Source organism: Candidatus Enterococcus murrayae (assembly GCF_017315985.1).
Classification (GTDB): domain Bacteria; phylum Bacillota; class Bacilli; order Lactobacillales; family Enterococcaceae; genus Enterococcus_A; species Enterococcus_A murrayae.
In genome coordinates, this window is sequence record NZ_JAFLVR010000026.1 from 59691 (window position 1) to 82011 (window position 22321).

Genomic DNA, 22321 nt, shown 5'->3' on the forward strand with positions numbered 1-22321 from the left:
AAGTTTCAGGCTTCGTTTTTAAATATGGAAGATACGGTCAGCATACTTGTCTTCGATCGCTAAATTACGTTCATGTCCACCATCAATATTTGCACTCATGTATACGGGCGGCTCAAAGCCTTTTTCTACCATGATTTTTATCGCTTCAAACATTGTTTGTTGTAAAAGCAATGTTGCCGCAAATGAAGATGTGCCGCAAACCTTCGTATCTAATCCTTCTATCTCCAAAGCAGCATCGCCAAAGCCAGAATGATTATCCAATACAACATCCGCAAATTCATACAATAGCTTTCCGCTAGGATGACGCGAAGTCGATGCCTTTGAAATATCCAAGGCTGTTACGACAATTAGTTTGTTGCCGCGTTTTTTTACTTCTTCCGCAATTTCAATAGCCATTGGATTTCTTCCTGAGTTTGAGATCAAAAAGAAAACATCGTTAGGCATGACCATAACTTTATGCATCAACGTTTTCCCGACACCCTCACATTGTTCATACATTCCGCCGGCTGGGTCCATGATTGTCTTAGAGGTAATCAGCCCACCTGCACGCCCGCTAATTTCAATCGCAGCTGCATAGGAATGTCCACTGCCGAAGGCTTGAGTAATCCCGCCATTCATGATGCCTTCAGCTACGATCTGAGCAGCCTTCGAAATATTTTCTCTCTCATTTTCTTCAAGAACCTTTGTGATTCGCTTGCATTCTTCGAAAAATTCTAATGTCATTTTCCATTCTCCCTTTTCATTTGTAGTCTTTATTTTCCAAACTGCTGTATCTCGCTAAAACATAACGAACGACTTAATAAGGTAAAAATCAACCGCTCTTTTGCTAGCCTAAAATTCTTAGATTATAAAAGATAATCGACAGTACCATCACTAATAAAATAGCCTTTGTCGAGGTCATCCCCTTTTTACCTAATAACCAGTAAACTAGAGCAACTAAGCATGCCGGAATCAATGCAGGCATGATCTGATCAAGAATTTCTTGTAGTTTCATTGTCACTTCGCCGGATTTATAAACAAAGGATACATTTGCTGTAATAACTGTAGGAATCAGAGCTCCTACGACCGTAACCCCCAGTAAAATCGCCGCATCTGTCAAAGCGTTCAGTTTATCACTAAATTCATTGACCAATTTGAGCCCTTGTTTATAACCAAAGGGAAGAAAAGTAAATCTGGCAATACAAACAGCAATATTAACCAGCAGCCAGATGATCACACCTGTCACATTTCCTTTTTGTCCCATGTAAGCAGCGATCGATCCCAAAACAGTAGGAAGCAACACCCCAAATATTGTGTCACCTACTCCGGCAAATGGCCCCATCAAACCGGTTTTGATCCCTGTGATAACTTCTTTTGATTCAGAGCCTTCCTGTTCCTCGATTGCCAGATCTATTCCGACAATAAAATGCCCCATCATTGGATTACAATTGAAGAATTGATTATGAGTTTCCAGCATTTCTTTAAGCTCTTCTTTATTGTCTCCATATTTCTTTTCTAAAAACGGCAACATGGTGTAGAGATAACCGGTAGACATCATACGCTCATAGTTCCAACAGATTTGGCTTCCTAACAGCCAGCGATAACTGGCGCGAAAAAGATCTTTTTTAGTGATCGTACTATTCTTCATATTCTCCATCTTCGTAGCCCCCTAAAGTTAGATTTGTGTCAGCAGCAACAGGCGTCAGTTCTGCGTTCTTGTCCTCACTGACCTTACGATTGAAGTGATTGATCGCTAAAGCCAATCCAACCATAGCAACCCCTAACATCGGTACTTTCAAATAGGCGGCACAGAAGAACCCCGCTATTAAATAGGCAATATATTTATTTGTAGGCAGATATTTCAGAAGTACAGCTATCCCAACTACAGGAAGCAGCCCACCAGCTACCTTCAAACCGCCCATCAACCAATCCGGCATATCATTTACGATGACATCGACTACTTTTTGACCAAAAATCAGCATGATACCGACTGGAATCGCTCGTGATAATCCCCAAGGAAACATTCCTAAAACCGTATTTCTGGCGATTCCCTTGGTATTCAATTCTTCGATATTTTTATCGATTCTGTGTAAGAAAAAAGTATTGGCAAATCTTGCCAAAACGTCCAATTGAACCATCAACAAACCTACGGGGACTGCAATAGCTAAAGCAAATTCAATCCCTTTCCCCGATACATGTGCAAAGGCTGTTCCGACTATCGCACCGGTTGTAAAATCTGGAACGGAAGCGCCTCCATAAGTTCCAACACCAAGTACCATCAATTGTAAAGTAGCACCGATTGTTAATCCTAAAGTGACATCGCCTACAATAAGTCCAGCAATCGTTCCAACGATTACGGGAAACTGCATACCGATTACTAAAGTCAAATTGTCCAAAATACAAAAGAACGAAAAGATGATTAAGACAGTAATTTGCCAGGTAGCTAATTCCATATTAATGCCCCTCCTTCAATAGTTTCATAAAATCACTTTTATCTTCGTTTGGTACCATTTGTGCTACTAAACGGACCCCTTTCTCATTTAAATGATTGAACGCATCAATATCTGCTGGAGTGACCCCGATCGATTTTGCTACTTGCTTTGATCCCTTCTTCGCCGACATATTGCCGACATTTACTTCCTCCAGTACCACTCCGTTATCCGTCAGTTCAACGAGTGTCTTAGGATTTTTAGCGATCAGGAAGACCTTCTCATCATCATATTGTCCATTTTTTATCCTTGCAGAAGCACCTTTTGTTGTTAATATACTGAGCTTGACTGAATTAGGCTTAGCCATCTTAAGAACATCTTTTTCCATCTCATTTTTAACAACTTCATTGTCAACTACCATAATCCGGTTAGCCTTTAAGTGGTTCGTCCACATAGTTGCTACTTGACCATGGATCAAACGTTCATCGATTCGAACATTAACAATCATTTTTCTCGCCTCCAATTTCTAAAGCTCTTTGATTGATTCCTTAGCATCAATCAAGCTTTGCGCAATCTCTTCTCCCATGACCAAGCTGAGCATCATGGATAAATTCAACCCAGTAAAAACTCGAACGCCTTCGTTATTTCTTTTGGCTAATAAAGCCGCATTTGCCGGACTTCCTCCAGGAATATCGCAGTAAATCGATACATTGTCTGCAGCTACTGAAATTCGTTCATTATACCGCTCGAGTATATCGCTGACGGACATGTCTTCCGTAAAATCAACAGTATAAATATGCTCCTGTTTTCCTGCGATCATTTCTAAACTATTTTTGATCGTTTCCCCATACTTGCCATGTCCACATAAAATGATCATTCTTTCTATCCTCCTATACCGATGTCACAGTAATATCAAAGTATTTATGCTTTTTATACGAAAGAATAAATTCAATTAATTTGTTGTCCGATGCATAGGTTTTTTGTGTCATAAGAACTACTGGCTCCTCACCAGTAATTTGAAGTGATTTTTTAATCTCATCAGGTACAGGAAATAGAATCTTGAAATTTTCTTCAAATCGATTATTGAATAGATTGATATTTTTCTTTTCACGAACAGTATCATAGATTGATTTCAACTGTTCCTTCGATGCTCCCTGAATATAATTTGAATCCATATAGGTAATCGTTAATTGGATTGGATCTTTCCCGGCATATTTCAAGCGAGTAATTTCTTGAACCTCGATCCCTTCCTCAAATTCACCGATAATCTCTGAAGTAGACTCTTTTTTGACAGAAAGGACTTCAGTACGTTCATCACTGCGATCAACATATTTATAATCATTTTCAAAATAGCGTACCGTTGTACCCCTCAGTGCCTTGGTTACAAAGGTTCCTTTTCCTTGAACTCTGTAGACATAGCCTTCTGAGACAAGCTCATTAAGAGCCTTTACGACTGTCGTTGAGCTGACATTGTATTTACTTTTCAACTCTGCTTCACTAGAAATTTTTTGTCCTGGCTGAAATTCCTTTGAAAGAATACGTTTGATAATATCTTGTTTTATCTCTTCATATTTTGATATGGCCATAAAAATCCTCCTCTTACAACTTAACACGTTAACCTGTTAACACATTGATAATACCATCCGAAAATAATTTATGCAAGCGTTTTCTAAATAGCATCTATTTTACGCTCATCAAAAATACAACCTTCCCCTTTTATTACACGAAAAAAGCCTTCCAATAAAATCGGAAGACTCAATTGAAGTTATCGAACACAGTTGTTGTTAATTTACTACCGCTACTATCTCTACTTCTACCAGAGCGCCCTTGGGTAAAGCAGCGACACCAACACATGAGCGACTTGGTTTTTCGTTATCAAAAAAGCGTTCATAGACTTGATTGAAGGCCGCAAAATCAGACATGTTTTTCAAGAAGCAGGTCGTTTTTATCACTTGATCATAATCTGCATCAACAGCTTTCAAAAGACCGCCCACATTCTGTAAAACCTGCTGGGTTTGATCCTCAATCGTTTCACCAACCATTTCTCCGCTTGCTGGATCTAACGCGATTTGTCCGGAAGCATACAACAAACCATTTACAACTTTCCCTTGAACGTATGGTCCGATTGCTTTTGGTGCATTCTCTGTTTCTACCGTGTAGATTGCTGTTTCCTTAACACTCACCTTTGCTGCATTGTTTTCCATTTTTTTCCCACTCCTTTTTTTGATTGCTAGGCTCTAATTTGTATGCTCTCGAGACTTAATCGATTGCTTCGATTGAGCCAGACCATTTAACCCACTTGCATTTTCTTTTAAAAATGGTGTTTCCTTACTGATAGCTAGAATAATATTGATCCGCTTATTTCCACTAGATATGCCCTTGAGCAGCAAAAACTAGTAAAAAAAGCATCTCACTAATTTCTTAGCGGGATGCTTTGGAGAATCCCACTCAACAAATGTTAAACAGGACTTCAAACTGTTTTTTTCAAAACAAGTCTCAAGTCCTCAGTCTAATAATCATTTGTTCAGTAGTCGTCGCGTTCATAGAAATTCTCCTTTAAAAAATTAAATTTAAATGGCATTTAAATTAATTTATGATTGTAATGATAACGGAGGTTTCCTTAGTTGTCAATAAGTAGAAAGAATTTTCTGACATTTCAGTCTCTCATTTTTGTAAGCTGATTGTTCGTTCAATAAATGGAGCGTCTTGAAAAAAATCAGTATTGTTACCTTATAAATTGAGAGGGGTTTTTTTATGAATAAAGGAATGACTGGTTTCCAGTTAAAGGTATTAGGGGTTGTGACGATGGTGATCGACCACATTGGAGAGTTCTTTCTATTTTTAGGGGTGCCTATGTGGTTTCATTGGATCGGTCGAATCGCGGCTCCGCTTTTCTTGTTTGAAAGTTCTGAAGGGTTCATTCACACGAGCAATCGTAAAAAATATATGTTTCGTCTGTTAGCAGGTTACTGGTTGATGGGGATCATTGATATGATTCTTAATCACTATTTTTCCATCAATGATACGATCGTGTTCAACAATATTTTTGGTACATTATTCTTAGGGACTGTCTACATGCAGGCCTGCGAATATTTTAAACAAAAAAAGACCTTCTTTAAAGGGCTGATTTGGTTTCTTGTTCCAACGATCTTAAGTGTTTTAGCAATGGTACTGTTGTATGGTGGCAACCTCTTTGATTCAAAATTAGGGATGTTTTTCTTCCAAGGCTTCACTCTACTGGTTCCTACTTTGATGTTAACAGAAGGCGGCGTGCTCTTTGTTCTATTGTCCGTTTTGTTCTATCTTTTCCACGGCAAGCGTTTATTACAAGTGGCGTCATTACTAATTATCGCAATCATTACATTGATTTTTGGCGGCGGCGTGCAGCACGCATTTACACTTAATTATCAATGGATGATGTGCTTAGCAGCTATTCCGATTATTTTATACAATGGCGAAAAAGGCCGCAGTATGCGGAATTTCTTTTACATTTTTTATCCCGCACACATCGCACTTTTTGCCATCATTAGTTTTTTCATCCAACGCTAGACTTGACCTTGTTCGCAAAAAGCTATACAATTTCTTTTGTGAATAAATCGTACAGATAACACGTATTACGTGTCGAGAGAGAGGCGGTTTCTATTAATTTAGAAACCACCTCTCTTTTTGTTCGTTTATCTATCTAATCAAAGTGAGGTTATTACATGAAAGAAAAGAAAATCCATTTGTTGTTCGCTGTCCTTGCCACCGGGATCATGTCCTTTGCCGGCGTATTGATCGAAACCGCCATGAACGTGACCTTTCCCACGCTGATCAAGCAGTTTGGTATATCTACTGGTATGGTGCAATGGGTCACGACTATCTATCTCTTAGTGATCTCTATCATGGTGCCTTTTTCCAACTACTTATTGAAGAATTTTTCGATCCGTAAATTATTTATCGTTGCTAATCTCTTTTTCATCGCAGGTTTAATCATTGATTTATGGTCTCCTTCCTACAGTATTTTATTGGTTGGGCGCTTATTGCAGGGGATCAGTACCGGAATTGCGCTGCCGTTAATGTTCCATATTATTTTGAATTTCACTCCCATGCACAAGCGCGGCACCATGATGGGAGTTGGTACATTAACAACGTCAATTGCTCCTGCGATCGGTCCAACTTACGGCGGGATTATGACGGCGAGTCTTTCTTGGCACTCAATTTTCTTGTTCCTGTTGCCGGTCCTAGCAATTTCTTTAGTAATCGGACTTTATGCCATTCCTGAAATGCCGGTCAAAAAAACGGGGGCCTTCGATATCGTAAGTCTGATTGGTGTTGCATTGCTCTTCAGCGGCCTGCTAATGTTTTTAAACCAGATAGGCAGTCTAATGAGCTTCCTCTCATTAGCGGTTGGTATCATCGGACTAATCATTTTCTATCGCCAAGCGACACGGGGGAAAAATCCATTAGTGCGTATTACTGTTTTAAAAAACAAGGTCTTCGTCTTATTTTTATGCGGCTTCCTAGTTTGTCAGTTCTTGCTTTTGGGGATCTCATTTGTTTTGCCTAACTTTATTCAAATCGTTTTGGGCAAGGATGCCTTCATCGCAGGTCTCGTCATGATGCCAGGGGCTGCAGTTGGTGCGATCTTAGCACCGATCTCCGGCCGTGTCTTAGATACTTTGGGGCCGAAAAAGCCGATCCTGCTGGGATTAAGCTTTGCGACGATCGGCTGGATCGCCCTAACCTTATTATTGCGTTCACCGCTTCTGCTCGGTTTTGTTGCAGGGCATGTCCTCTACATGATCGGTATTGGGTTTTCTTATAGCAACCTGATGACTACCGGAATGAACCTGCTTTCAGAAGACGAATATGGCGATGGTAATACGCTGTTCAATACTTTGCAGCAATTCTCCGGCGCAGTCGCCACAGCGATAGTCGCAACCATCATCAACTTAGCGCAGCAGTCCCAAGACGATTTTATTGCCGCAACGGTTACTGGCTCGCAGCTTTCATTACTCGTATTATTAGGTCTGCTGCTGGCTGTTTTTATCGCTTGTCTGATTCATTTTCGTAAAAAAGCGGCGACAGCCTAATGGTAAGAAAAAGGGCATAAGTTCAGCAGATACTCGCTAGCATTCCTGTCCTATCCTGATAAACTTAAGTTATCAAGGTAGGAGGTATAAACGATGACACTAGGAACTAATTTTTTCAATGCCCGTAAAAAGCAAGGGTTATCCCAAGAAGCTGTCGCAGAAAAGCTTGGTGTAAGCAGACAGACGATTTCAAAGTGGGAGCTGGACGAAACACTGCCTGATATCAACCAATCGAAAAAATTGGCCGCGATCTACAAAGTTTCTTTAGACGATTTGATCGAATTCGACCCTGATTTAAACGACATAAAGGAAGTTATCGCCAAGACCAGTGAAGAGAAACAGCAAAAAATTGATTGGACAACTGTCTGGGCGGAAAAATATCCTATCTTAATGACATACCAAGAAGTCGTCCACTTGGATGACTACGTTCCGCTGATAAACGACCTGTTGAAGCAGCTGAAAAAGGATTATGGGTATACGGATCAAGATGCTTTTCTCGTCTTCAAGGATATTTTGGCTCAAATCTGGAAAAACAACTAGAGTAAAAACCGCGACTTTTTAGTCGCGGTTTTTACTTACTCCTCACATTCTGCCCCTTCATTTAAGAGAGTCCGTGCTTCGCCTTTTTTCACTCGCAGAATCAACAGAATCGCTAGTAAAACGATCCCTGCACCGAAAATAGACGTATAGCGAATGCCCATTTTTCCAGTTACCTGCGCGCCAATTGTTGATCCCAATGTGATCCCAATATTGAAGGCCGCGATATTCAACGCTGAAGCCAGCGTAATATCTTTAGGGACGTATTTTTCAGCCAGCTGAACAACATATAGCTGCAACCCAGGGACATTCATAAAGGCGAATAGTCCTAAGAGCATTACGGCTAACAGGCCCAAACCAGACTTTCCAATTAGGATCGTCACAAATAAGAACACGAGCGCTGCCAGCAACAGACCAAACATTTTGATTAACGAGTCCAGTGGCTTGTCATTCGCAAAGTGTCCACCAACAGTATTGCCGATCGCCACCATCACACCGTAAACGATCAAAAGGATTACGATGGCACTAGCAGAGAAGCCAAACCCTTCTAAAATTGGTGAAAGATAGGTGTAGGCAGCAAATGTTCCGCCGTAACCAAACGCAGTGATCAGAAAAGACAGCACTAATGGTTTATTCTTACCTATTCGAATGAAGCCCTTCAAGTCAACTTTCCCGGGAATCGGCAGATGACGGGGAACGAGGAAACTGCTGGCAATCAGACCAAGTAAGCCAACCACGGCGATAAAGATAAAGGACATATTCCAAGTCGTCTGCTGACCAATAAATGTCCCAAGCGGAACACCTGTTACGGTCGCTACAGTCAAGCCAGTAAACATAATGGCGATCGCACTCGCCCGACGAGAGGGGGCTACAACATCCGCCGCGATCACTGTCGAAACCGACATGAAGATTCCGTGAGCCAATGCCGCCAAAATTCGACCTGCTAACAGCACCATAAAGGTCGGTGCAAAAGCAGCCAGTATATTTCCACTGATAAACAACAGCATAATCCCGAGCATCAAGCTGCGGCGATTCCATTTTCCTGTTAAGACCGTCAACAGCGGAGCACCGATCGTAACCCCTAAAGCGTATAAAGAAACTGTCAGACCTGCTTGAGCCAAGGTGACATGGAAGCTTTTAACGATCATGGGTAACAGGCCAACACTGATGAATTCAGTCGACCCGATCGCAAACGCATTGATCGCCAGAGCCAGTAATGTTAAGTTTGGTGAGATTTTCTTTTCCATATTATTCCTCCAAAAAAATATTTGTAAGCTACGAGAAGATACTATATACTGTTGATGACCTTTTGATAAGTACCCACTTTTTTGTACTATAGGTACCTTTCAGTAACTTTTGGATCACAGCAAGCTTTTGAGGAGGAATTTTTTTTGGAAAATCGTGCCTACATGATCGGTGTCGAGGCAACAATGGATGTCATCGGCGGAAAATGGAAGCCTATTATTCTTTGCAATCTTCGTCACGGACCGATGCGGCCCAGTGACTTAAAACGCGGGATTACTGGCATCAGCCAAAAAATGCTGACACAGCAGCTTCGTGAATTAGAAGAGGATAATATCATCGACCGCAAAGTCTATCAGCAAGTACCACCCAAAGTCGACTATTCATTAAGTGAGTACGGCCGCAGTCTTTCAGATATTTTAGACAGCCTATGCAGCTGGGGAGAACAGCATGTTGCACATCTCCAAGAACAAGGACAGGATGTTTCTTTGAAGGCAAACTAAAAAGAAGTTGAGATTTTCTCAACTTCTTTTTTTGATCACAATCGTATCTGTCATTTGGGCCCAATGATTGGTCGGTCCATGTCCGTGCCCCACAAAAATCGGTTGACTGATGGCCGCCTGGATAAATTTCTTTCCGATAATGATCGCTTCCTTTAACTCTGTTCCCTTTGCCAATTCAGCCGCGATACATGCTGAAAATGTATCCCCTGTCCCGTGTGTGTTGGCCGTCTCCACTCTTGGCGCGCTCATCCAGAAGCTTTCCCCGGACGCTAACAAAACAAAGTCGGCAGCGTCTTTGTTTTGGCTATGCCCTCCCTTAACCACCACATTTTGTGTGCCGAAGGCTTGCAGTGTTTTGGCCGCTTCAATCATTTCTTGATCGGTCACGATCCGCTGCCCAATAATCACTTCTGCTTCCGGCAGATTGGGCGTGACGATTGCCGCCAAGGGCAGCAGCTCTTGATTGATGGTTTTTACCGCATCACTTTGCAGCAGATGATGCCCGCCCTTTGCCACCATCACTGGATCGACAACTAAAGGACCGAAATCAGCTTGCTTCAATTTCTTGACCACCGTTTCCACCCGCTCTGCATCTGCCAGCATACCTGTTTTAGCGGCACCAATAGCAAAATCAGCCGCTAGCGAGTCAAACTGCTCTTCAATAAAACTGCTGGGAATCGCCATGCTATCCTGTACGCCATAAGTATTTTGCGCAGTCAGCGCCACGATAATACTCATGCCAAAGGCTTTTCGCGCCTGAAAGGTTTTTAAATCGGCTTGAATCCCTGCACCGCCGCCTGAATCAGAGCCGGCAATCGTTACCACTTGAGGAGTTCCATTAATCATTTTTATGCCTCCAGTACTTCATTCATTTTTGTTTTTAAGCTGCGGACCTTCTCACCGACATCTTGGGCCAGCATAATATCACTGACGATCGAGACACCCGCAATTCCTGTTCCGCGAAATTCGGTCAAATTGTCGGCCTTTATCCCACCGATCGCAACGCTTGGAATCGCTACCGCCTCATTGATCGCCTTTAGCGTTTCTTTGGAGGTCAACGGTGTATCCTTGGTTTTCGTAGGAAAAATCGCTCCGATTCCCAAGTAGTCTGCCCCCGCTTTTTCAGCCTCTACCCCTCGTTCGATCGTTTTGGCTGAAACACCTAAGATTTTTTCTGCTCCGATCAGCGAGCGTACGACAGCTACCGGCATCTCATCATCCCCGATGTGTACCCCTGCCGCATCAACCGCCAGACAAATGTCCACCCGATCATTGATGATCAACGGAATACGATAACGATCTGTGATTGCTTTTACGTTCAAGGCCAGCTCATAAAATTTCCCAGTCACTAGCTCCTTTTCCCGAAGCTGAACCAGCGTCACGCCATTTTTACAGGCTTCTTCAATCACTGCCAAAAATTTTTCATCGCTAAAGTCGTAACGACCCGTTACTAGATATAATGTTAAGTCCATTGTTTTTCCCATCCCTTCACCTCAGTCCACCAATCACTTTCCATCAAGGTCGAAAGCTGATTCAAGGTTTCTTGTCGAAAAGCGGCTAGCCCGGTTTCATCTCCTGCCTGCTCGCCGCAAAGATTAAAGTAGCTGACCGCAGTCACAGCTGCAGTCGCCGGCTCTGCTCCGCTGCCTAATAAAGCTGCGATCAAAGCCCCGACAATATCGCCCGTACCTGTAAAGCGATCCAATGCCGGGACGCCATTAGATAAACACCAAATCCGCTTTTGCTCAACCACGATATCCTGTCTGCCGGTTGCTAAAAAAAGCGTTTTCGGATACGTCTTGACTAACTGCTGCATGGCTTGCGCTAACTCCTCCAACGCTTCCTCACTTTGATCCAACTCACTGCCGTCTACCCCGCGGGCATGGCTGGGCAATCCGCAAAAATTTCGCAACTCCGAGATATTTCCCTTCACTACTGTTGGATTTTCCGCGACTAGCCAACGGCCCACTTGATCTCGCGTCCGACTGACACCGTAGCCCACTAGGTCAACAACGGTTTTCTTTTGTCCCTGGTTCGCCAGCTTAGCAGCTGCCGTCAAACTCTTTTCCCGTTCTTCTGACAGGTGTCCGATGTTCAGCAAGAGACTATCCGTCTGTTGAAACAGCTCATGGAACTCCCTTGGATCAGATGCCATAATCGGTTTGGCCCCAACATAAAGCAGCGCATTCGCCACCGTTTCGCACGTAACCTCATTGGTTATGCAGTGAACTAAAGGCGCATCTGCTAGGGGGAAGACTTTTGAAACATTCGTTTTGATCATCCAAACATCCTTTCATTTGAAAATAAGCCCTGCCAACGTTTAAAAATCGGTGTTTCCTGCAGCTTGACTAATACTACAAAGGCGATCGCCGATCCGATCAGCGTTGCACCAACAAAGCGCGGCGTATAGATCAGCCAGTACAGCTCATTTTGACTGCCGGTAAACCAAACCATCACAGGATAAGAGAGAAGTGAACCAATGACTCCTGTACCAATAATTTCCCCTACCATCGACCAGATCAGCTTTTTGCCTAAGCGATAAAACACTCCTGCAAGAAGTGCCCCAAACACCGCCCCCGTCAAAGCCAACGGCGGAATTCCCAACAGGGTCATCCGAATCACTCCGCAGACTAAAGCCATCACGGTTCCATAGACTGGTCCCAGCAGCACCCCAGCAATAATATTCATCACACTGGACATCGGCGCCATTCCTTCAATCCGCATCAAGGGGGACAAAACCACATCCAACGCGATCATTAGGGCCAGCAACGTCATTTTGTGGATTTTATTTTTCTCCACGACAAATAACTCCTTTCTGCAAGAAACAAGAGGAGGTATCTCAAAAGACAGAAAAACCCAACCAAAATAAAATGGTCGGGTACGATCAGTCAACTAGCTACATTTCCCTGCGGCAGTCTTAACTGCATCAGGTTCCATGGGTATAATCTCAGCTAAACAGCACCCCAAATGTTTCTCTTCAATTGATTGGAGTATAACATACTTTTTTTAATCCAACTAGCTTATAATGATAAAAGCTGCTCGAACGTATCCAGCATTTGAGCACCAGACAGATACTGCTCTATTCTGAAGAACGCTCCCTATCTCTCACAGCAATAGACTAGACAAGAGAAAAAAGAAAGGAAATTTTTATGATTCAACCAAATTTTTCTGCCATCCATCATGTGGCTATCATTGTTTCAGACTATCAAAAGGCCAAGCATTTCTATGTGGATATCCTTGGTTTGCCCATCATTCGTGAAAACTATCGACCGGAACGCCAGGATTATAAATTGGATTTACAGCTAAACGAGGCGGAATTAGAAATCTTTGCCGTACAAAATCCGCCGAAGCGTCCAAGCTTTCCTGAGGCAGCCGGCTTGCGGCATCTGGCCTTCAAAACAACGAACATCCAAGCGACCATTGACTACTTAAAAAGCCACGGCGTCGATTGTGAACCCTTGCGAACCGACGATTTTACCGGCGAAAAAATGACGTTCTTCTTCGATCCCGATGGACTGCCGCTGGAGCTGCACGAATAAAAAAGAGCAGAAAATTCTGCTCTAAAAATGTGTAGTTTTTGAAGCTGCACAAAAGCTTACGCTTCTTCCACCGGATATTTAATCGCGTTTTTCTTCAATTTTTCGCTGATGATCTCATCGATATCAAAGTTCAAATTATCCGCCATCATATAAGAATAGATCAATACATCCGCCAATTCTTCCTTTAGGCGTTCCGTTTGCGTCCGCGCTTCTTCTGAGTCCTTCCATTGAAAGAGCTCCAATAATTCAGCCGCTTCCAAGCAAATCGACAGCGCTAAATCCTTCTCATTGTGAAAGGGACGCCAGTTTCTTTCGTCACGAAATTGATTAATTTTCTCCATACTATCCATAGTCAACCTTCTTTCGTTTCTATTCTAACACAGAAACGAAGGAGCGTTTTTCCTCAAGCTCGTTGATGGTATCCTGAATCCAGCGTCTGCTTTGTTTGGTCAAAAAGGGATCGATCACAACAACAGGATAGTCCTCTGGCAGCCCTTCAGCCGAACCCGTAGTAATCAAGCAATCATAATTTTTCAATTCATTATGCAGCTGCGGGGTACCCCCAGATAATTTTTCAAAATGAACGAGCAGAAAGTTGCCATAGATCGTATCACTAATTTGCTTGGCTAAAAAACTTTCCTCCGTTGGTGTTAAATCCGATAACAGCAGCAGCCTCAAGAAAGGTTCTTGGCTGGCCAGCCATTCCAATCCCCGCTCTTCTGTGGTGATCAATAAATACACATAGTTGCGAATAAAATCCTCTTCCTGATACATTCCATAGCGATCAACAAATTCTTGGACCAGCTCCCACACTCGTTCCACCCCGCGGCTATAAACCTTCGAGACTTCCGATAAGAAAATCGTTCGGTTGCGCCATAGCAGGCATACATACCGGCCTTGCGGATCATGCAGATAAAAATCATTCGATAGAACCGTCGCCAAATTGATTTGGCTTTGCTTATCTAATCGATAGCCAAGCATTTTATTGTATGCCTCCACGAGCTCATGATGCTGCATAAACAGCCGCTGATACTTTTTGTTGTCTGCTATCGCATACTCCCGATGTGAAATGCTGAATACAACCGAATCAGAAAAAAGCAGCCAAAGACTATCCCGCACCATATCCGGTGTCAGATCCATTTCTACCCCTTCTCTAACAGAGTGCTTCAGCAGCTTATAACTTAAGTTGAGCGGCAAGTCTAAGCCTTCCGTCCTCAGCTCCTCCTTCGGATACTCATGCCCATTTTTCATTCGCCAAACACTGATATAAAAATTATAGATCAGCCGCTTTTGAAAAACATACTTTTCGTGGATCTGATTGACCTTAACAAATTCTTGGATATACTGCTCAATAATATGGTAATGCTTAAGAGGCAGCTTAGGCAGCGTGCTTTCAAATGAAACCTGTCGTTCACTGTAAAAGCGATAATAAAAGTGTCGAATCTCCCCCTCATTTCCTTCCACCCGCAATGGTCGATAGCATAGTTCCAGCCCAGCCAGAGTCAGCGCCTTCTCGATTTTTTTCAAATAGCGCTGCGTGTTAGAAGAACTGAGATACAGCTTCTTTGCGAGTGCCGTAATATTCTCACATTCCTCATACAATAGCTCTTCAATAATCTGAAACTCCGGACTCGTATTCAAAATATTGGCATAAAGATTTCCTAAACTGACTTTTTTATCCACGATCAATTGATAGAGCCCTTTTATTTTCGTAATCTGAAATCTAGGATACTCTTCATTGATCAATTCAATATCATTTAACAGAATCGGCAATGAGCAATTCAACTCACTTATCAGCTGAATACTCGACCAGCCGCTACGATGATAATAGAGTTTTTCCACTAATGCCAATCGCCGCTTGTTACTTGTTCCCAATACTGCGCGAAAATCCATGATTATCCCCCCATTAAAAGACCACCTTCATCTTGAATAGTTCCAGCCATTTGGCTCTGAATCAGAAAACCAGTATTGCTTCGTTTATTCTGAAAAAAGTGAACTATTACGCAAAAAGAACCCACTTAAAAACATTATTTCAACAATATTCCATTACTTATATGAAAAAAATACCAGATACTCGCAATCTTTTTATTTGTTAACAAATAATAATATGAAAAGGGACCCTTGACAATTTTTGGTCAAATTCATTCAAAATGCATGATTTCAAAATCAATTTTTTTTAATTTAAGAAAAAAAAGGGAAAAAAGCGCACCAAAAATCACAAACAATGCCCCAATCCAAGCCTATTTTGGTCCCATCCCTTGAAATAAAATACAATTTTAGGGCATTTTCCCATTTTTTTAAAAAAAAGAAAAAAACAAGGGATCGTTCTTCTTGCTTTCGCCAGCAATTTTTTGCATGAATACTAAATAATGCCGAAATTTCTGCAATATCTGTAAATTTGAGCAAAGAAAAAACGCTCATTGATTTCATAAGCGTTTTACAATCACTATTTTTTATTGCTGAATGAGTGAAAGATAGTATTCTTGCCAGAATTCTTCGGTCACAACCTTTTCGCCAGCCTCGATTACGAATTCTCCCGCTTCCGGCTCAACGATCCGATCATCCGGCACGTGGTATAAACGCCGCTGTCCCTTGATAGGAAAAGGTTTGATGCAGCGTACCTCAGAAAAAATCCACGCATAGGACTCTTCGTCCAATTTTTTAACATCAACAAGATCCACGATACAAACAGCATGGCCTGAAATACAGCCCGGCGTCTTGATCGCTGTCGAACAGATCAACAACGGACCGCGATGATGGGTCGACCACGAGCGATACTCTTCGATTTTCTTTCCGGAAAGAATTTCCATAACTGGCTCTGGATGGATGGAGATAGCCTTCAAATCATTCGCCTCACTTTTACGTATTTACGACTATTTTATCACTTTATACAGGATTGGATGAAAAGAATGAACCGTTCTCATTTAAGATGGCTTCGTTGAACATCCTTAAAAATATTCAGCCAGAAATCGTCAAAAACAATGACCTGCGTAGTGATCTTCTGATTTAGCGGTCTGTCGGCTACTTCATACAGGATTCTAGCTGCTGCCTCTTTAGGATAGCCATAAATGCCTGCACTTAACACAGGAACGGCTAAGGTACGTAGCTCATACTCATGTGCCAGCTGAAAAACCGCTTCATATGCAGCATATAACAGCGCTTCTTCATTGTGCCTACCGTCAATATAACGCGGTCCCACCGCATGAATCACATACTTAGCTGGTAAATCGTATGCCTTTGTAATCACCGCAGTTCCCGTCGGTGTCCCGCCGATTTCTGCCATGGCCTGTTTCAATTTAGGGCCGGCCGCTCTATTTAATGCCCCATCGACCCCGCCGCCAGGGATCAAAGCTGAATTCGCCGCATTGACGATTGCGTCTACTTGAACAGTTAAACGTGAAATATCACCAACTCTTACTTCGATCATCCTTTTCGCTCCTCTCACTTACGCTATCTATTATATCAATAAACAATCGGGGAGCATCATGGCCGATTTAAAAAATTGCCATTTAATTGCTTTAGAAGACCAAAAACGCCAAGCAGCCAACCTCTCACCAGCTCAAGATTTTAAAACAGACCAAGCTCACTGATTACCGCAGGGAGGGCACGAAAAAAAGCACTGCGAGGCGATCCTCGCAGCACTTTTCACTTAATACTTACCTGGTCAAATCGAAAGAAGCTCCTGATGCTCCTTTTCAAAATCAGCCAAAATCTCTCGAACTTCCGCTGTTGATTTCGTATTCATTAAGCTCACTCGTAAATCATTCGCTCCGGGAAAACCTTTGACATAGATTTTGAAGAAACGATGCAGACCTACGATCGAACGAGGAACCTGCTCCGAATATTGATCCTGCAAATCAAGCTGCAGACGCAGCAAGCCGATCATTTCTTTTGGAGAATGCTCTTTTGCTTCTTTCTCAAACGCATAAGGATTTTTGAAAATCCCGCGGCCGATCATCAAACCGTCCACACCGTACTTCTCTGCCAGCTCCAGTCCCATCTGCCGATCTGCTATATCTCCATTGATCGTGATTAAGGTTTGCGGTGCGATTGCATCTCGCATTTTTACGATCTGGGGAATAAGCTCCCAATGAGCATCCACTTTGCTCATTTCTTTTCGCGTCCGCATATGGACTGAAAGGTTGGCAATATCCTGCCTTAATAAATGACTGATCCAGTTCTCCATCTCAGCAATGTCTGTAAAACCAAGGCGAGTCTTCACGCTCACAGGCAATCCGCCGGCCTTCGCCGCTTCGATTAATTCTGCCGCTACCTCAGGACGCAGAATCAAGCCGCTGCCTTTGCCTCGCTCCGCAACATTCGGGACTGGACACCCCATATTCAAATCAATTCCCTTAAAACCCATATCGGCCAAAGCGATACTCATCTCCCGGAAGAATTCTGGCTTATCCCCCCATATGTGCGCCACCATCGGCTGTTCATCGTCAGTGAAAACCAAGCGGCCTCGAACACTCTCGATCCCATCTGGATGACAAAAGCTGTCTGAATTCGTAAACTCCGTAAAGAATACATCAGGTGCTCCAGCTTCTTTTACGACATGCCGAAAGACCACATCTGTTACGTCTTCCATCGGTGCCAAGATAAAAAAGGGCTTTGGCAGCTCTGCCCAAAAATTAGTTGTCATTATGTATACTTCCTCCTATATCATCCAAAACAACGTCATTATACTAAGGTTTGCAGGAAGAAGCAAAAAGCTAGTTTGAATAAAAGAGGCCTCCTCCTTTAATTAGGATTTCACCGCAGCTTCTTCACTAAAGCGCTCCTTACTTTCCTTTCTTTGCATGCCCTATATAAACACCGTACCTCCATTTTTATTTTTTCTTCATAATTTTCCAGTATCAACTAAAACAATTTAAATTGATAAAAAAGCTATACAGAAAAAATTAGAGTTGCTCTTTATTACTATTTTATTGTTCAATTGAACAAAATAGCGTATTAATAACCCATCTAGGCGAACCTCTCTTTATAAATAACGATAAATCGCAGTTTATATTTTGATATTACGATGTATTTTATTCAAAAATTTAATTTATGAATTAGAGAAATTAAAAAGAAGGAAAAATTATTCTGTATATTTTTGATAATGTATTGTTGCAGTAGTAATAAGAAAATAAGGCGAATTAACGAATGTTGATTCAGCCCATGCCTGCTAAATCAGTTAATAGGAGTGAAATTTATGGCAAGAATATTAATCATAACAAAAAATTTACTGGCGGAACAAGAACTACAGGCCATCCTGCAACGCTCAAATGATGAGGTCTACTGTTCCAGCGATCTGATGATCGATGCCCAGTTCTGTCCCCAAATCATCAAGTACTTCTCATTGGTTATTTTCAGTGATACCATTTCTACTCTAGATGTTTCGAAGTATTATTCCTCTTTCAAGAAAAACGGGCTGTCCATTGTAAGGAAAGGAAGCAAAGTCGATTTAAAAAAATCAGAGCTTTCCTACCTCGTCGATGAGATCGATGATTGGATCAATCCAGAAACAACGGATATCGAAATCATTGAAAAAATCGCTAAATTAACCTGCGGACAATCAAAAACCATACTTGCTATTGACGAAACAAGTGGCGTAAAAAACGCAAAAAATTCCGAGCTGTTCTTTTTCAGTCTTTCATCCAACGAAAAAAAATTCCTCTATCATCTCTATCAGTATCAAAAAGATGGAAAAGTTCTTTCACGCGAAAAATTGTGCCACTTAATCTGGGAAACCGATGCCACAAAATCAAATTTATGCCAGCTCTCTAATTTGGCCAATCGGATCAAAAAGAAGCTCGTCGTAAATAAATTTCCTAATGGTGAGTTGAGTACTTCCTGGAACAAGGGTTACTTCTTGGGAGACCTATTGTTCAACGAGGTACAGAAATACATGGATGCATGAATCTTATCTAGAAGCAGGCTGAATCAAGCGCTTCTTCATAAGGAGGATAGAGGGATACTTATTTTATATTAGGATTTTTCTAGCTTTGACAATATAAGGAGACATTCAATTGATAGACAACTTTATAGAAAAAGATATCCTACGCAGAATTAAAATTACGTATGTGTTATATGAATGCAGACAGATAAAAATCGGGGAACTCGCTGCCAATATGAATACCAGCTTCAATACGATCAAAAAGGATTGCCAGAAGATCGCCACAAAATTGGAGGAGGAAATAGTTTCCTACTCTATCTCGCGATCACAGTTGGCATTTCAATTCAAACCAGACGTCAGCTGTTACGAGCTGGTACGCAAATTGTACTCAGACTCTCTATTTTTGAAGGTGTGCTACCGATGCCTTTTGGGAAATAATAACTATACTTCCATAGCTGAAGAAGAATTTATCTCTGTGACAAAAGTATTCAATTTAAAAAAGAAGGCTGATAGATACTTTAGGCAAGGTCTTGGCATCAACGCTAATGGAGAAATAGCCTTTGAGAATAAATTGAAGGTCCGCTATATTTACTTGGCCCTCTGGATGAGAGGCATCGGTATCGATGAGCTGAAAAATGAGCCGCTCTTTCTTAAATCTGAACAAATGGCACGTGATCTAGGTGATTGTTTGAAAAATCAATTCAGTAAAAAGAGTTTGCATTATTTACACTACGCCATATTTTTGAGCCTCAGCAGAGACGAACAGCTGCCGATCGATACCGAGACGATCGCGTTTTTAAAAACTGGAATTGTTTTTAACAGTATCAAAGCTTGTTTTTCGCAGCATGGGCTCGAAGGAGAAGATGAGAATATCGCGTTTATTTCTTTTATCTATAAAAACCTGCCTTATAATCCAGAAAACTATCGATTGATCGAAGGTGATTACCAATACTATCGAAAGCGGTTGATCAAAAATTATCCTTCTGTTGTGGCGCTTATCAGAAGTTTTGAAGCAGCCTTCGAAATGAACCTGCTAGGAGAGATGGAATTTGAGAAGCCTCTGATGGACTTGGTATACACCACCACTTTGGGTATCAATGAATTTTTACTTAACCAGTATTACTTCATAGATTGCAATGACCATTTCATGAAGGAAAAAATAAGTACGATCATCCGATCCTGGTTAAGAGAAAATATTTCAGCCGATATCACCCTATCCGAATCGATCATTCTGAAGTTCTGTCATTTAGTCATGCCTATTCTAAAAAAAGGCGAGAAAAAGAAGATCCCCATCGTCATTGTGTCCAAAGACGAATACTCCCATATGCTGTTTAGGAATAATATCAGCAAGATTATTTCCGAAAAATACTTTTTTATCAATGACGAGATCTATTATTCCATCGAGGATATCCCAAAATTATTTTTTTATATCGACTGCTTTATTGTTTGCGAACGCTGCCTGTTAAATCAGGAAAAGAATTTTATTCTTCCGATTTCAATTAATCATTTGACCAACGATTTAAAAGATATCTCCAACTATATCTTCACCTGCGTTTTGACGAAACAATAATATAAAAGCGACCACCCTTACAAGCAATACAAAGAGGCCTCTGCCTCACGAGCTATCGCCTTCCTAATAAGCGGCAGCTCTTTTTTTATGCAAAATAATTATAATCAGATAGATTACTTGGCAACAGATAAAAAAGTGAAAAAAATAAATAAACGTTCCGACCCTTTATCCACCTGCCACAAAAATCATCATTTAGTTATTTTAAAAACATCATGTCAAGCTATTTTTCACGGATAAAGTCTCTATTGACCTTACTATTAAACTATTTAACAGATAGTAAAGAAAAAAAGTATTCCCGTTTTCTATTTACAAATTCGTTATCAAACGCTACTATTTAAACTAAATAAATTGGAAACGATTACAGGGGTTAAATAATGATCTAGATGGGGGTATAAAAATGGATGTAGTGAAGCTTGGGTCAAGACAAATTTTTGGAATGAAGAAAGAAACATTGATGAAAAGGGTTCTTCGTTATTTTGAACAAACACAGCAGGCAGCAGAAGTAGTGGAATATCTTGTGGCTATTCTCTTTCGTCACGCGCTTTGCGTGGGGGATTTTTCCCTTCAGCCGCTAAGCGAAATGATCCGTCAAATCTTTTTGAAGGCGGCGCCAAATGATACCTTGCGCCGGCACTGTGTCTACTTTGACCATTTCTTTTCACTAGAAGAATGGCAAACCGTGATTCAGCGCTTATTTTCCAGTGATGAAGAGTATCAACAATTTACCAAGGAAACTTGTTTATATAAAAAGCTATTAGAAAAGAAGAGCCTTGAAACTCATGAAATAGCCGAATTTCAATTCGATCTCGTGTCGATTTTTAAAGACGCCAATGGGAAACGCCATACATGGACGCTTCGCGATACGAAGCAAGTGCGTTCCGAAGAAGAAACCGCCAAAGTCTTGGGCATTTTGACTACCTTGACGATCTTCAGCTCCTCAGGCATCCGCCGCTTTGCCGAGTACGTGAAATTCAAAAGTAAAAAAGGCTGTATCGATGCAGAACACGAAGCCATTCAGTCAGAGCCAGAAGAATCTGTTCAAGAAACAGCTGCTGCGGAAGAACAACCTCGCGAATCAAAACCAACATCAAAAGCAGCTGCCTCAGTTGCCAGCAAAACCGCTCACGCTCAGTCATCCCGCGGTTCCGATTCAAATACGCTGAACCGCCAAGGGACAGATACGCTCTCGCCGCTCCCAAGTGAAGCATCGCCGACTCAACCAAAAGAAAAAGAGCCTTCTATGGAGTCCAGTGAGTCCAAATCAAGTAAAAAAACGAAAACACCTTCGGAAAAAGTGGATAAATCCGATAAACATTATGGCAAAAGCAAAGAAAAGATCCAAGAAGAACGAGATAAACGAAAATGGAAAAATAAAGTCAATAAATTCTTGGGCAGAAAGAAATAAGGACGCTTTTCTCATAAAAAAATTAGGCCGGCCGTCTGATCAAAAAAATGATGGGTTGATCAGGTTTATTTCGTCTGCCTAAAAATGGTGTTAGGCCCTTTAGCTAGGTTATTCTAAAAAAAGACACTCTCCAAGTGGAAAGTGGGTTTGTCAACTAAACT

25 protein-coding genes and 1 riboswitch are annotated in these 22321 nt (G+C 41.6%); of the genes, 8 read left to right on the top strand and 17 right to left on the bottom strand.

Annotated elements, in window-relative coordinates:
* Nucleotides 1-18 precede the first annotated feature (18 nt).
* From JZO85_RS11625 to JZO85_RS11655, 7 genes are all read right to left on the bottom strand, one after another.
* Nucleotides 19-723 carry an SIS domain-containing protein gene (locus JZO85_RS11625; protein WP_207108698.1) on the bottom strand — a complete coding sequence of 235 codons (705 nt, stop codon included), beginning with the start codon at nt 721-723 and terminating at the stop codon, nt 19-21.
* 103 nt (nt 724-826) lie between these two features.
* Complete coding sequence (locus JZO85_RS11630; RefSeq protein ID WP_207108699.1) at nt 827-1636, bottom strand: PTS system mannose/fructose/sorbose family transporter subunit IID; 810 nt, start codon at nt 1634-1636, stop codon at nt 827-829.
* Nucleotides 1617-2432, bottom strand: a complete 816-nt coding sequence (locus JZO85_RS11635; protein ID WP_207108700.1) for a PTS mannose/fructose/sorbose/N-acetylgalactosamine transporter subunit IIC — start codon at nt 2430-2432, stop codon at nt 1617-1619. Before JZO85_RS11635 ends, JZO85_RS11630 begins: the two co-directional genes overlap by 20 nt.
* A gap of 1 nt (nt 2433) precedes the next feature.
* Entirely contained in the window at nt 2434-2916 is a 483-nt protein-coding gene (locus tag JZO85_RS11640) for a PTS sugar transporter subunit IIB (RefSeq protein ID WP_207108701.1), read from the bottom strand.
* Nucleotides 2917-2934: 18 nt separating this feature from the next.
* Nucleotides 2935-3285 carry a PTS sugar transporter subunit IIA gene (locus tag JZO85_RS11645; protein ID WP_207108702.1) on the bottom strand — a complete coding sequence of 117 codons (351 nt, stop codon included), beginning with the start codon at nt 3283-3285 and terminating at the stop codon, nt 2935-2937.
* Nucleotides 3286-3298: 13 nt separating this feature from the next.
* Nucleotides 3299-3994: a GntR family transcriptional regulator gene (locus JZO85_RS11650; protein WP_207108703.1), complete on the bottom strand. Its 696-nt coding sequence runs from the start codon at nt 3992-3994 to the stop codon at nt 3299-3301.
* A 198-nt stretch (nt 3995-4192) separates the two neighbouring features.
* Nucleotides 4193-4612: a RidA family protein gene (locus JZO85_RS11655; RefSeq protein ID WP_207108704.1), complete on the bottom strand. Its 420-nt coding sequence runs from the start codon at nt 4610-4612 to the stop codon at nt 4193-4195.
* A gap of 550 nt (nt 4613-5162) precedes the next feature.
* Here JZO85_RS11655 and JZO85_RS11660 point away from each other — a divergent pair.
* From JZO85_RS11660 to JZO85_RS11670, 3 genes are all read left to right on the top strand, one after another.
* A complete protein-coding gene (locus JZO85_RS11660) occupies nt 5163-5957 on the top strand; it encodes a TraX family protein (RefSeq protein ID WP_207108705.1) in 795 nt (264 codons plus the stop codon).
* A 155-nt stretch (nt 5958-6112) separates the two neighbouring features.
* Nucleotides 6113-7483 (top strand): MFS transporter, encoded by a 1371-nt coding sequence (locus tag JZO85_RS11665; protein WP_207108706.1) that lies wholly within the window; start codon nt 6113-6115, stop codon nt 7481-7483.
* A gap of 93 nt (nt 7484-7576) precedes the next feature.
* Nucleotides 7577-8023, top strand: coding sequence for a helix-turn-helix transcriptional regulator (locus JZO85_RS11670; protein WP_207108707.1), 447 nt, complete (start codon nt 7577-7579; stop codon nt 8021-8023).
* 35 nt (nt 8024-8058) lie between these two features.
* On the opposite strand, the gene JZO85_RS11675 is transcribed toward JZO85_RS11670, so the two are convergent.
* Nucleotides 8059-9267, bottom strand: a complete 1209-nt coding sequence (locus tag JZO85_RS11675; protein ID WP_207108708.1) for an MFS transporter — start codon at nt 9265-9267, stop codon at nt 8059-8061.
* A 144-nt stretch (nt 9268-9411) separates the two neighbouring features.
* On the opposite strand from JZO85_RS11675, the gene JZO85_RS11680 reads away from it, so the two are divergent.
* Nucleotides 9412-9765, top strand: coding sequence for a winged helix-turn-helix transcriptional regulator (locus JZO85_RS11680; protein WP_207108709.1), 354 nt, complete (start codon nt 9412-9414; stop codon nt 9763-9765).
* 18 nt (nt 9766-9783) lie between these two features.
* On the opposite strand, the gene thiD is transcribed toward JZO85_RS11680, so the two are convergent.
* Genes thiD through thiW form a run of 4 tightly spaced genes read right to left on the bottom strand, consistent with a single transcriptional unit; the run spans nt 9784 to nt 12522 of the window.
* Nucleotides 9784-10611: a bifunctional hydroxymethylpyrimidine kinase/phosphomethylpyrimidine kinase gene (gene thiD, locus JZO85_RS11685; RefSeq protein ID WP_207108710.1), complete on the bottom strand. Its 828-nt coding sequence runs from the start codon at nt 10609-10611 to the stop codon at nt 9784-9786.
* A gap of 2 nt (nt 10612-10613) precedes the next feature.
* Nucleotides 10614-11237, bottom strand: coding sequence for a thiamine phosphate synthase (gene thiE / locus JZO85_RS11690; RefSeq protein WP_430732918.1), 624 nt, complete (start codon nt 11235-11237; stop codon nt 10614-10616).
* The gene (thiM, locus tag JZO85_RS11695; RefSeq protein WP_207108712.1) at nt 11228-12046 is read right to left on the bottom strand and encodes a hydroxyethylthiazole kinase; all 819 of its coding nucleotides are present in this window, start codon (nt 12044-12046) and stop codon (nt 11228-11230) included. The genes thiE and thiM overlap by 10 nt, the downstream gene beginning before the upstream one ends.
* On the bottom strand, nt 12043-12522 hold the full coding sequence (gene thiW, locus JZO85_RS11700) for an energy coupling factor transporter S component ThiW (protein WP_242550344.1): 480 nt from the start codon (nt 12520-12522) through the stop codon (nt 12043-12045). The genes thiM and thiW overlap by 4 nt, the downstream gene beginning before the upstream one ends.
* 129 nt (nt 12523-12651) lie before the next feature.
* Nucleotides 12652-12741: riboswitch (TPP riboswitch) on the bottom strand.
* A 173-nt stretch (nt 12742-12914) separates the two neighbouring features.
* Here thiW and gloA2 point away from each other — a divergent pair.
* The gene (gene gloA2, locus JZO85_RS11705; protein ID WP_207108713.1) at nt 12915-13304 is read left to right on the top strand and encodes an SMU1112c/YaeR family gloxylase I-like metalloprotein; all 390 of its coding nucleotides are present in this window, start codon (nt 12915-12917) and stop codon (nt 13302-13304) included.
* Between the two features lie 56 nt (nt 13305-13360).
* Here gloA2 and JZO85_RS11710 read toward each other — a convergent pair whose 3' ends face one another.
* The 5 genes from JZO85_RS11710 to JZO85_RS11730 form a co-directional block, all read right to left on the bottom strand.
* A complete protein-coding gene (locus JZO85_RS11710) occupies nt 13361-13654 on the bottom strand; it encodes a nucleotide pyrophosphohydrolase (protein WP_207108714.1) in 294 nt (97 codons plus the stop codon).
* Nucleotides 13655-13673: 19 nt separating this feature from the next.
* Nucleotides 13674-15197 carry an AcpB/EbpR/MafR family transcriptional regulator gene (locus JZO85_RS11715; RefSeq protein WP_207108715.1) on the bottom strand — a complete coding sequence of 508 codons (1524 nt, stop codon included), beginning with the start codon at nt 15195-15197 and terminating at the stop codon, nt 13674-13676.
* Between the two features lie 560 nt (nt 15198-15757).
* Nucleotides 15758-16147: an ASCH domain-containing protein gene (locus JZO85_RS11720; protein WP_207108716.1), complete on the bottom strand. Its 390-nt coding sequence runs from the start codon at nt 16145-16147 to the stop codon at nt 15758-15760.
* A 77-nt stretch (nt 16148-16224) separates the two neighbouring features.
* Nucleotides 16225-16731: a macro domain-containing protein gene (locus JZO85_RS11725; RefSeq protein WP_207108717.1), complete on the bottom strand. Its 507-nt coding sequence runs from the start codon at nt 16729-16731 to the stop codon at nt 16225-16227.
* Between the two features lie 237 nt (nt 16732-16968).
* Nucleotides 16969-17949, bottom strand: coding sequence for a tRNA dihydrouridine synthase (locus JZO85_RS11730; RefSeq protein WP_207108718.1), 981 nt, complete (start codon nt 17947-17949; stop codon nt 16969-16971).
* Between the two features lie 552 nt (nt 17950-18501).
* On the opposite strand from JZO85_RS11730, the gene JZO85_RS11735 reads away from it, so the two are divergent.
* From JZO85_RS11735 to JZO85_RS11745, 3 genes are all read left to right on the top strand, one after another.
* Nucleotides 18502-19209 (top strand): helix-turn-helix domain-containing protein, encoded by a 708-nt coding sequence (locus JZO85_RS11735; RefSeq protein WP_207108719.1) that lies wholly within the window; start codon nt 18502-18504, stop codon nt 19207-19209.
* A gap of 109 nt (nt 19210-19318) precedes the next feature.
* A complete protein-coding gene (locus tag JZO85_RS11740; RefSeq protein WP_207108720.1) occupies nt 19319-20755 on the top strand; it encodes a helix-turn-helix domain-containing protein in 1437 nt (478 codons plus the stop codon).
* A 397-nt stretch (nt 20756-21152) separates the two neighbouring features.
* The gene (locus JZO85_RS11745) at nt 21153-22160 is read left to right on the top strand and encodes a hypothetical protein (protein WP_207108721.1); all 1008 of its coding nucleotides are present in this window, start codon (nt 21153-21155) and stop codon (nt 22158-22160) included.
* Nucleotides 22161-22321: the final 161 nt, after the last annotated feature.

Bases quoted from the DNA above. Each gene is read 5' to 3' on its own strand.
- JZO85_RS11625 (WP_207108698.1), bottom strand. From the start codon at position 723: ATGACATTAGAATTTTTCGAAGAATGCAAGCGAATCACAAAGGTTCTT.
- JZO85_RS11630 (WP_207108699.1), bottom strand. From the start codon at position 1,636: ATGGAGAATATGAAGAATAGTACGATCACTAAAAAAGATCTTTTTCGC.
- JZO85_RS11635 (WP_207108700.1), bottom strand. From the start codon at position 2,432: ATGGAATTAGCTACCTGGCAAATTACTGTCTTAATCATCTTTTCGTTC.
- JZO85_RS11640 (WP_207108701.1), bottom strand. From the start codon at position 2,916: ATGATTGTTAATGTTCGAATCGATGAACGTTTGATCCATGGTCAAGTA.
- JZO85_RS11645 (WP_207108702.1), bottom strand. From the start codon at position 3,285: ATGATCATTTTATGTGGACATGGCAAGTATGGGGAAACGATCAAAAAT.
- JZO85_RS11650 (WP_207108703.1), bottom strand. From the start codon at position 3,994: ATGGCCATATCAAAATATGAAGAGATAAAACAAGATATTATCAAACGT.
- JZO85_RS11655 (WP_207108704.1), bottom strand. From the start codon at position 4,612: ATGGAAAACAATGCAGCAAAGGTGAGTGTTAAGGAAACAGCAATCTAC.
- JZO85_RS11660 (WP_207108705.1), top strand. From the start codon at position 5,163: ATGAATAAAGGAATGACTGGTTTCCAGTTAAAGGTATTAGGGGTTGTG.
- JZO85_RS11665 (WP_207108706.1), top strand. From the start codon at position 6,113: ATGAAAGAAAAGAAAATCCATTTGTTGTTCGCTGTCCTTGCCACCGGG.
- JZO85_RS11670 (WP_207108707.1), top strand. From the start codon at position 7,577: ATGACACTAGGAACTAATTTTTTCAATGCCCGTAAAAAGCAAGGGTTA.
- JZO85_RS11675 (WP_207108708.1), bottom strand. From the start codon at position 9,267: ATGGAAAAGAAAATCTCACCAAACTTAACATTACTGGCTCTGGCGATC.
- thiD (WP_207108710.1), bottom strand. From the start codon at position 10,611: ATGATTAATGGAACTCCTCAAGTGGTAACGATTGCCGGCTCTGATTCA.
- thiE (WP_430732918.1), bottom strand. From the start codon at position 11,237: ATGGACTTAACATTATATCTAGTAACGGGTCGTTACGACTTTAGCGAT.
- thiM (WP_207108712.1), bottom strand. From the start codon at position 12,046: ATGATCAAAACGAATGTTTCAAAAGTCTTCCCCCTAGCAGATGCGCCT.
- thiW (WP_242550344.1), bottom strand. From the start codon at position 12,522: ATGATCGCGTTGGATGTGGTTTTGTCCCCCTTGATGCGGATTGAAGGA.
- gloA2 (WP_207108713.1), top strand. From the start codon at position 12,915: ATGATTCAACCAAATTTTTCTGCCATCCATCATGTGGCTATCATTGTT.
- JZO85_RS11710 (WP_207108714.1), bottom strand. From the start codon at position 13,654: ATGGATAGTATGGAGAAAATTAATCAATTTCGTGACGAAAGAAACTGG.
- JZO85_RS11715 (WP_207108715.1), bottom strand. From the start codon at position 15,197: ATGGATTTTCGCGCAGTATTGGGAACAAGTAACAAGCGGCGATTGGCA.
- JZO85_RS11725 (WP_207108717.1), bottom strand. From the start codon at position 16,731: ATGATCGAAGTAAGAGTTGGTGATATTTCACGTTTAACTGTTCAAGTA.
- JZO85_RS11730 (WP_207108718.1), bottom strand. From the start codon at position 17,949: ATGACAACTAATTTTTGGGCAGAGCTGCCAAAGCCCTTTTTTATCTTG.
- JZO85_RS11735 (WP_207108719.1), top strand. From the start codon at position 18,502: ATGGCAAGAATATTAATCATAACAAAAAATTTACTGGCGGAACAAGAA.
- JZO85_RS11745 (WP_207108721.1), top strand. From the start codon at position 21,153: ATGGATGTAGTGAAGCTTGGGTCAAGACAAATTTTTGGAATGAAGAAA.